Origin of the sequence: Streptomyces sp. NPDC002790 (assembly GCF_040295505.1) — a bacterium.
Lineage (GTDB): Bacteria > Actinomycetota > Actinomycetes > Streptomycetales > Streptomycetaceae > Streptomyces.
Map to the genome: position 1 here is coordinate 1 of NZ_JBEOVM010000205.1, position 5,039 is coordinate 5,039.

Consider the following 5,039-nt stretch of genomic DNA (forward strand, 5'->3'; position numbering starts at 1 on the left):
CGGGCGTCGTTGCGCTCGCTTGGGCAATCCACGCCGCGGGGGCTTTTGTGGGGGGGGGTCCGGGGCAGAGCCCCGAGGCGTCACGACCGCTGCTCAATCGCCGCAGGGGCTTAAATTGCCGAACCGAACGACCCTGCGGCGCGCAGGGTGGATGTGGAGTCGCAGCATGCAGCACACCGAGAACAACCGAACGCTCCTCGTCGCCGCCGCTCAGGGCGACGTCGACGCCGTACGGGCCGCCCTCGCGGCGGGCGCCGACGTCGAGGCCCGTGACGCGCACCGTCGTACGCCGCTTCTCCTGGCCTCCCTCAACGATCACGTCGCCGCCGCGGAGGCGCTCGTCGCGGCCGGTGCCGACGCGAACGCCCAGGACGACCGGGACGACAGCGCGTGGCTCGCCACCGGTGTCACCGGCTCCGTGGAGATGATGCGCGCCCTGCTGCCCGCCCGGCCCGACCTGAAGGTCACCAACCGGTTCGGCGGCATCTCCGTCATCCCGGCCTCTGAACGCGGCCACGTCGACTACGTACGGGCCGTCCTCCGCGAGACCGACATCGACGTCGACCACGTCAACCGGCTGGGCTGGACCGCCCTGTTGGAGGCCGTGATCCTCGGTGACGGCGGCCGCGCGCACCAGGAGATCGTCGAGCTGCTCATCACGGCGGGCGCCACCACCGATCTCCCCGACGGCGACGGCACGACCCCCCTCGAGCACGCCGAACGCCGCGGCTTCGCCGAGATCGCCGGCCTGTTGCGGGCCGTCCGGTGAGGCGCGCGGCCCTCGCGGCGATCGCCGTCGCGGTGCTCGCGACCGGGTGCGCTGCGATGCAGGCCGAGACGAACACACCCGCCAGTAAAGCGAGTTCGCCCGCGAAGAAGCAGGACACCGAAACCCCAAAAGCCGCCAGGACCCCCGACGGCACCCTCCTCGTCGCCGACTTCGGGGCCGACACGGTCTCCTTCGTAGACCCGGCCCCCGGCAAGGGCGCCTTCGACTCGGTGAAGGTCGGCCACGCCCCGTACGGGCTCGCCGTCGGTGACGACGGCCGGGCCTGGGTCGCCACCGCCGAGGGCGTCGCCGTCGTCGACACGGACAGCCGTGAACGCGAGGCCCTCATCCCGTACGAGACCGAAGGCCTCGGCCCGGTCACCGACGGCGAGTACCGCGGTGGCGGCATGGGCATCGCCCTCGCGCCCGACGGCAAGCACGCGTACGTAGGCGTCAATGTCCCTGATGGGAAAGGTGCGTTGGAGACCATCGACACCCGTGCCGGGAAGGTCACCGACACCGCCTCCGTCGGCCGGCGGCCCTTCGACGTCGACGTGTCGAGCGACGGGCGCCAGGTGTACGCCACCGATCACGACTCCTTCGACGTCACCGTCCTCGACACCCGCAGCGGCGACACCCGCCGCATCGAGGTCGCCCCGTACGGCACGGAGGGCGGCCTCGGCTCGTGGCTGAAGCCGCACTACGCCGCCGTCCGCCCCTCCGACGGCAAGCTGCTCTTCCCCTTCGAGGGCGAGAGGCTCGTCGTGGTCGACCCGGACACCGGCCGCTCGACCATCGAGTGGATGACCGCCAACACACACCAGCACGGCGTCACGATCACTCCCGACGGGACGCTCCTCGCCGTCGGCACGGGACCCATCGACCCGTCCGAGGATGAGGGGCCCTCGCTCACCGTCCGTGCCCCCGGCGGCAAGGAGAAGGTGATCCCGCTCGACGGGCCGCACGAGGACGTCGCCGTCTCCGAGGACGGCGGGACCGCGTACGTCACCGGCGGCTTCACCCGCGACGGCTACTGGAACGGCATCACGGCCGTCGACATCGACAGCGGTGACACCCGCAGACTGGCAGCGGGGGAACGGCCGTTGGGGATCGCGGTTCTGTAGGCGCCCCGGCAGTCTGCTTCAGTTTCATGCATCGAGTGAGCGTGAAACTGAAGCAGGCTTTGGGTTGTTGTGCTGAGTGGCTACAACAGTTCCTCGTCCCACTCGGGCTCGGCCAGACGCTCGCCCCGGCTGTCCGCGATGCGACGTACGTCGGTCAGGGACTCGCGCATCCGCGCCAGCAGGAACCGGAGCTGGGCCGGTGTGGACGTGTGGTCCGCGAGCATGTCCGCCGCGTGGTCCAGCAGGTCGTCCGCCATCCCGAGCTGGACACTCTCGATGTTGTCCGCGACGCGGGAGAGGTAGCCGCTGCCGTCGCTGATGAGGTAGGCGGGCTTGCCCTCCGAGGTCGCCCACGGGAGGAGGCGCGGCGTCGGCGGTCCCAGGAGGCGGGCGATAGCTTGGTTCATGTCGACCGGCTTTCTGTTGAGCCAGATTGGCCACGCCCCGGGAGGTCCCACAAACCTCGCCGGGGTTCTTCCTGTGGCCGCCCAGGGTGTGACGGGCAATCTCACGTTCTGAGACCAGAATTGGGTGCCGGTGCGTAGAGTTCCAGTAGGCAGAGAGTGACAATTCCGCTGGTCACATGGGGAGTTAGGTCATGGGTAACGCTTTCGGTGATTGGCTGCGGCAGCAGCGCGAGTCGGCAGGCCTGACGCAGCAGGCGCTCGCGGACATGGCAGTGATGACCCGTTCGCACATCGCCCACATCGAGGCCGGGCGCCGCGTCCCGTCGCAGGACGACGCGAAGCGGCTGGATCTGGCGTTGAGCACGGGGGATGTGCTGTTCAGCTTCTTGCCCAAGGGGAACGACAGGGCGGTTGCCGAGCACTTCGAGGCCGCCCGGCGGTTCGAACAACAAGCCATCATGGTCAGGGAGTTCGCACCGTCCTTCGTTCCCGGTCTGTTGCAGACCCGGGCGTACGCGGACGCGGTGCTGCGCACGAGTTTCCCTCCGCTGAGTGACGCGGAGCGTGACAGGGCCGTTGTCACACGCCTGGAGCGGGCGCACATCCTTGAGGACCCGGTGGCACCCGTACTGTGGGCGCTGCTGGACGAGGCGGTCATCCGGCGGCCGTTCGGCAGGCCGGAAGTGATGGCGGAACAGCTCACCCACATCGCCGACTTGGCCGACATCGAGCGCATCCGCGTCCATGTGATGCCGTTCGGGGCGGGCGGCTACATGCTGCTCCAGGGCATGCTCTCGCTCATGGAGTTCGAGGACCAGCCGCCGGTGGCCTATGTGGAGGGCTTGCTGACCGGCAGGGTCGAGGACTCGCCGTCCCTGGTGCGGCGAATCGAGCGCACATACGATCTCGCTCTAGGCAGCGCACTGCCGGTGAAGGAGACGGTCGATCTCCTGAGGGCGACAGCAAAGGAATACGGGCACCATGACAGCTGAGCGGCACCACATCCCCCGGGCCTCCGCGCTGAGCGGCTGGCGGAAGTCCAGCTACAGCGGAGCTGATCAGGGCAGCTGCCTCGAAGTCCTCGACGGATGTCCGACCGCCGCCGTCCCCGTCCGCGACTCCAAAGCCCCCCACGGCCCCGCCCTGCTCGTCCCAGCGACCACCTGGTCCGCGTTCGTCACCGCGGTCAAGGACGGCAACTTCGACCAGGAAATCGGGGCCGGGACGTGACGAAAGCCCCGGCCGTGTCCGCGGGTCGCGGGTACGGCCGGGGCCTTCGTCGGATCTCAACTCACCTTACGAACCTCAGACGTTGACGCCGAAGTCCTGCGCGATGCCGACCAGGCCCGAGGCGTAGCCCTGGCCCACGGCGCGGAACTTCCACTCCGCGCCGTTGCGGTACAGCTCGCCGAAGACCATCGCCGTCTCGGTCGCCGCGTCCTCGGAGAGGTCGTAGCGGGCGATCTCGGTGCCGCCGGCCTGGTTCACGATGCGGATGTACGCGTTGCGGACCTGGCCGAAGTTCTGCGTGCGGGTCTCGGCGTCGTAGATCGAGACCGGGAAGACGATCTTGTCGACGTCGGCCGGCAGCGCCGCCAGGTTGACGTTGATGGCCTCGTCGTCGCCCTCGCCCTCACCGGAGCGGTTGTCGCCGGTGTGGACGATCGACTGGTCCGGCGTCTGCTTGTTGTTGAAGAAGATGAAGTGACCGTCCGAGTAGACCTTGCCCTCGGGGTTGACCGCGATGGCCGACGCGTCGAGGTCGAAGTCGGTACCCGTGGTGGTGCGGACGTCCCAGCCGAGGCCCACGGTGACAGCGGTCAGGCCCGGAGCCTCCTTGGTGAGCGAGACGTTGCCACCCTTGGACAGGCTTACAGCCATGGTTCGGGAGTCCTTCCCTCGTTAAATACGGACGTACATGGTTGTACGTGTGCAGCCGAAGCTACTCGTACCCCTAGGAACGCCGTGAGGGGTGGGGAAGGTTCCAGGTCTCTTTACTTTCTTTACCCGGCTGCCACGGGAGGCCCGCCGGGCCGGGAAATGCGGGTGACGTGGACCGTACGGACGAGCGACCATGGACGCATGTCCGGTCCTTATCCCATCCGCGGTTCGGTCGTCCTCCCGGAGGCCGAGCTCCTTTGGCGTTTCTCGCGGTCGTCCGGGCCGGGCGGGCAGCACGTGAACACGTCCGACTCGGCGGCGGAGCTGCGCTTCGACCTCGCGGCGACGGAGGCGCTGCCGCGGGTGTGGAAGGAGCGGGCCCTGGAGCGGCTCGCGTCCCGTCTGGTGGGCGGGGTGATCTCCGTACGGGCCTCCGAGCATCGGTCGCAGTGGCGGAACCGGGAGACGGCGGCGGTTCGCCTCGCGGCGCTTCTCGCGGAGGCCACGGCGCCGCCGCCGAAGGTGCGGCGGCCCACCCGTGTCTCGCGGGGCGTCAACGAGCGTCGTCTCCGGCAGAAGAAGGCCCGCTCCGACACGAAACGGGGCCGCTCGGGCCGGGATTGGTAGTTATACCAAGCACCCGGCTTGCCATTCGAGCCCAGATCCGCACAGATCAAGCCCCTCCGGCGATTGAGGAGCGGGGTATGGGGCAGAGCCCCAGGCCCAGCCACGGCCACCCGGCGAGCGCCGGGGGGGGGGGGGGGGGGGGGGGGGGGGGGGGCGGGGGGGGGGGGGGGGGGGGGGCGGGGGGGGGGGGGGGGGGGGGCGGCCGGGGCCCCCGCCGGGGCGCGGGGCGGC

Annotated in this window: 7 protein-coding genes; 5 read left to right on the forward strand and 2 right to left on the reverse strand. The window is 69.8% G+C overall.

All coding sequences use genetic code 11. From position 1 onward, the window contains the following. Positions 1-166 precede the first annotated feature (166 nt). Together ABT004_RS35805 and ABT004_RS35810 are read left to right on the forward strand one after the other, a co-directional pair. The gene (locus ABT004_RS35805) at positions 167-769 is read left to right on the forward strand and encodes an ankyrin repeat domain-containing protein (protein WP_351345847.1); all 603 of its coding nucleotides are present in this window, start codon (positions 167-169) and stop codon (positions 767-769) included. Further along, entirely contained in the window at positions 766-1,893 is a 1,128-nt protein-coding gene (locus ABT004_RS35810) for a YncE family protein (RefSeq protein ID WP_451193647.1), read from the forward strand. The genes ABT004_RS35805 and ABT004_RS35810 overlap by 4 nt, the downstream gene beginning before the upstream one ends. 80 nt (positions 1,894-1,973) lie before the next feature. Here the strand turns inward: ABT004_RS35810 and ABT004_RS35815 are convergent, their stop codons facing one another. After that, positions 1,974-2,300, reverse strand: a complete 327-nt coding sequence (locus ABT004_RS35815) for a hypothetical protein (protein ID WP_351345850.1) — start codon at positions 2,298-2,300, stop codon at positions 1,974-1,976. 191 nt (positions 2,301-2,491) lie between these two features. Here ABT004_RS35815 and ABT004_RS35820 point away from each other — a divergent pair, with 191 nt between their 5' ends. Both ABT004_RS35820 and ABT004_RS35825 read left to right on the forward strand, forming a co-directional pair. Next, the gene (locus ABT004_RS35820; protein ID WP_351345853.1) at positions 2,492-3,292 is read left to right on the forward strand and encodes a helix-turn-helix domain-containing protein; all 801 of its coding nucleotides are present in this window, start codon (positions 2,492-2,494) and stop codon (positions 3,290-3,292) included. Next, positions 3,282-3,530, forward strand: a complete 249-nt coding sequence (locus ABT004_RS35825; RefSeq protein WP_351345856.1) for a DUF397 domain-containing protein — start codon at positions 3,282-3,284, stop codon at positions 3,528-3,530. The genes ABT004_RS35820 and ABT004_RS35825 overlap by 11 nt, the downstream gene beginning before the upstream one ends. Positions 3,531-3,605: 75 nt before the next feature. On the opposite strand, the gene ABT004_RS35830 is transcribed toward ABT004_RS35825, so the two are convergent. Next, a complete protein-coding gene (locus ABT004_RS35830; RefSeq protein WP_351345859.1) occupies positions 3,606-4,181 on the reverse strand; it encodes a TerD family protein in 576 nt (191 codons plus the stop codon). Positions 4,182-4,382: 201 nt separating this feature from the next. Between ABT004_RS35830 and arfB the strand changes: the two genes are divergently transcribed. After that, entirely contained in the window at positions 4,383-4,808 is a 426-nt protein-coding gene (gene arfB, locus ABT004_RS35835; protein ID WP_351345862.1) for an alternative ribosome rescue aminoacyl-tRNA hydrolase ArfB, read from the forward strand. Positions 4,809-5,039: the final 231 nt, after the last annotated feature.

What these genes read in the sequence shown, in the direction of transcription:
- ABT004_RS35805 (WP_351345847.1), top strand. Translation starts at nt 167, where the DNA reads ATGCAGCACACCGAGAACAACCGAACGCTCCTCGTCGCCGCCGCTCAG.
- ABT004_RS35815 (WP_351345850.1), bottom strand. Translation starts at nt 2,300, where the DNA reads ATGAACCAAGCTATCGCCCGCCTCCTGGGACCGCCGACGCCGCGCCTC.
- ABT004_RS35820 (WP_351345853.1), top strand. Translation starts at nt 2,492, where the DNA reads ATGGGTAACGCTTTCGGTGATTGGCTGCGGCAGCAGCGCGAGTCGGCA.
- ABT004_RS35825 (WP_351345856.1), top strand. Translation starts at nt 3,282, where the DNA reads ATGACAGCTGAGCGGCACCACATCCCCCGGGCCTCCGCGCTGAGCGGC.
- ABT004_RS35830 (WP_351345859.1), bottom strand. Translation starts at nt 4,181, where the DNA reads ATGGCTGTAAGCCTGTCCAAGGGTGGCAACGTCTCGCTCACCAAGGAG.
- arfB (WP_351345862.1), top strand. Translation starts at nt 4,383, where the DNA reads ATGTCCGGTCCTTATCCCATCCGCGGTTCGGTCGTCCTCCCGGAGGCC.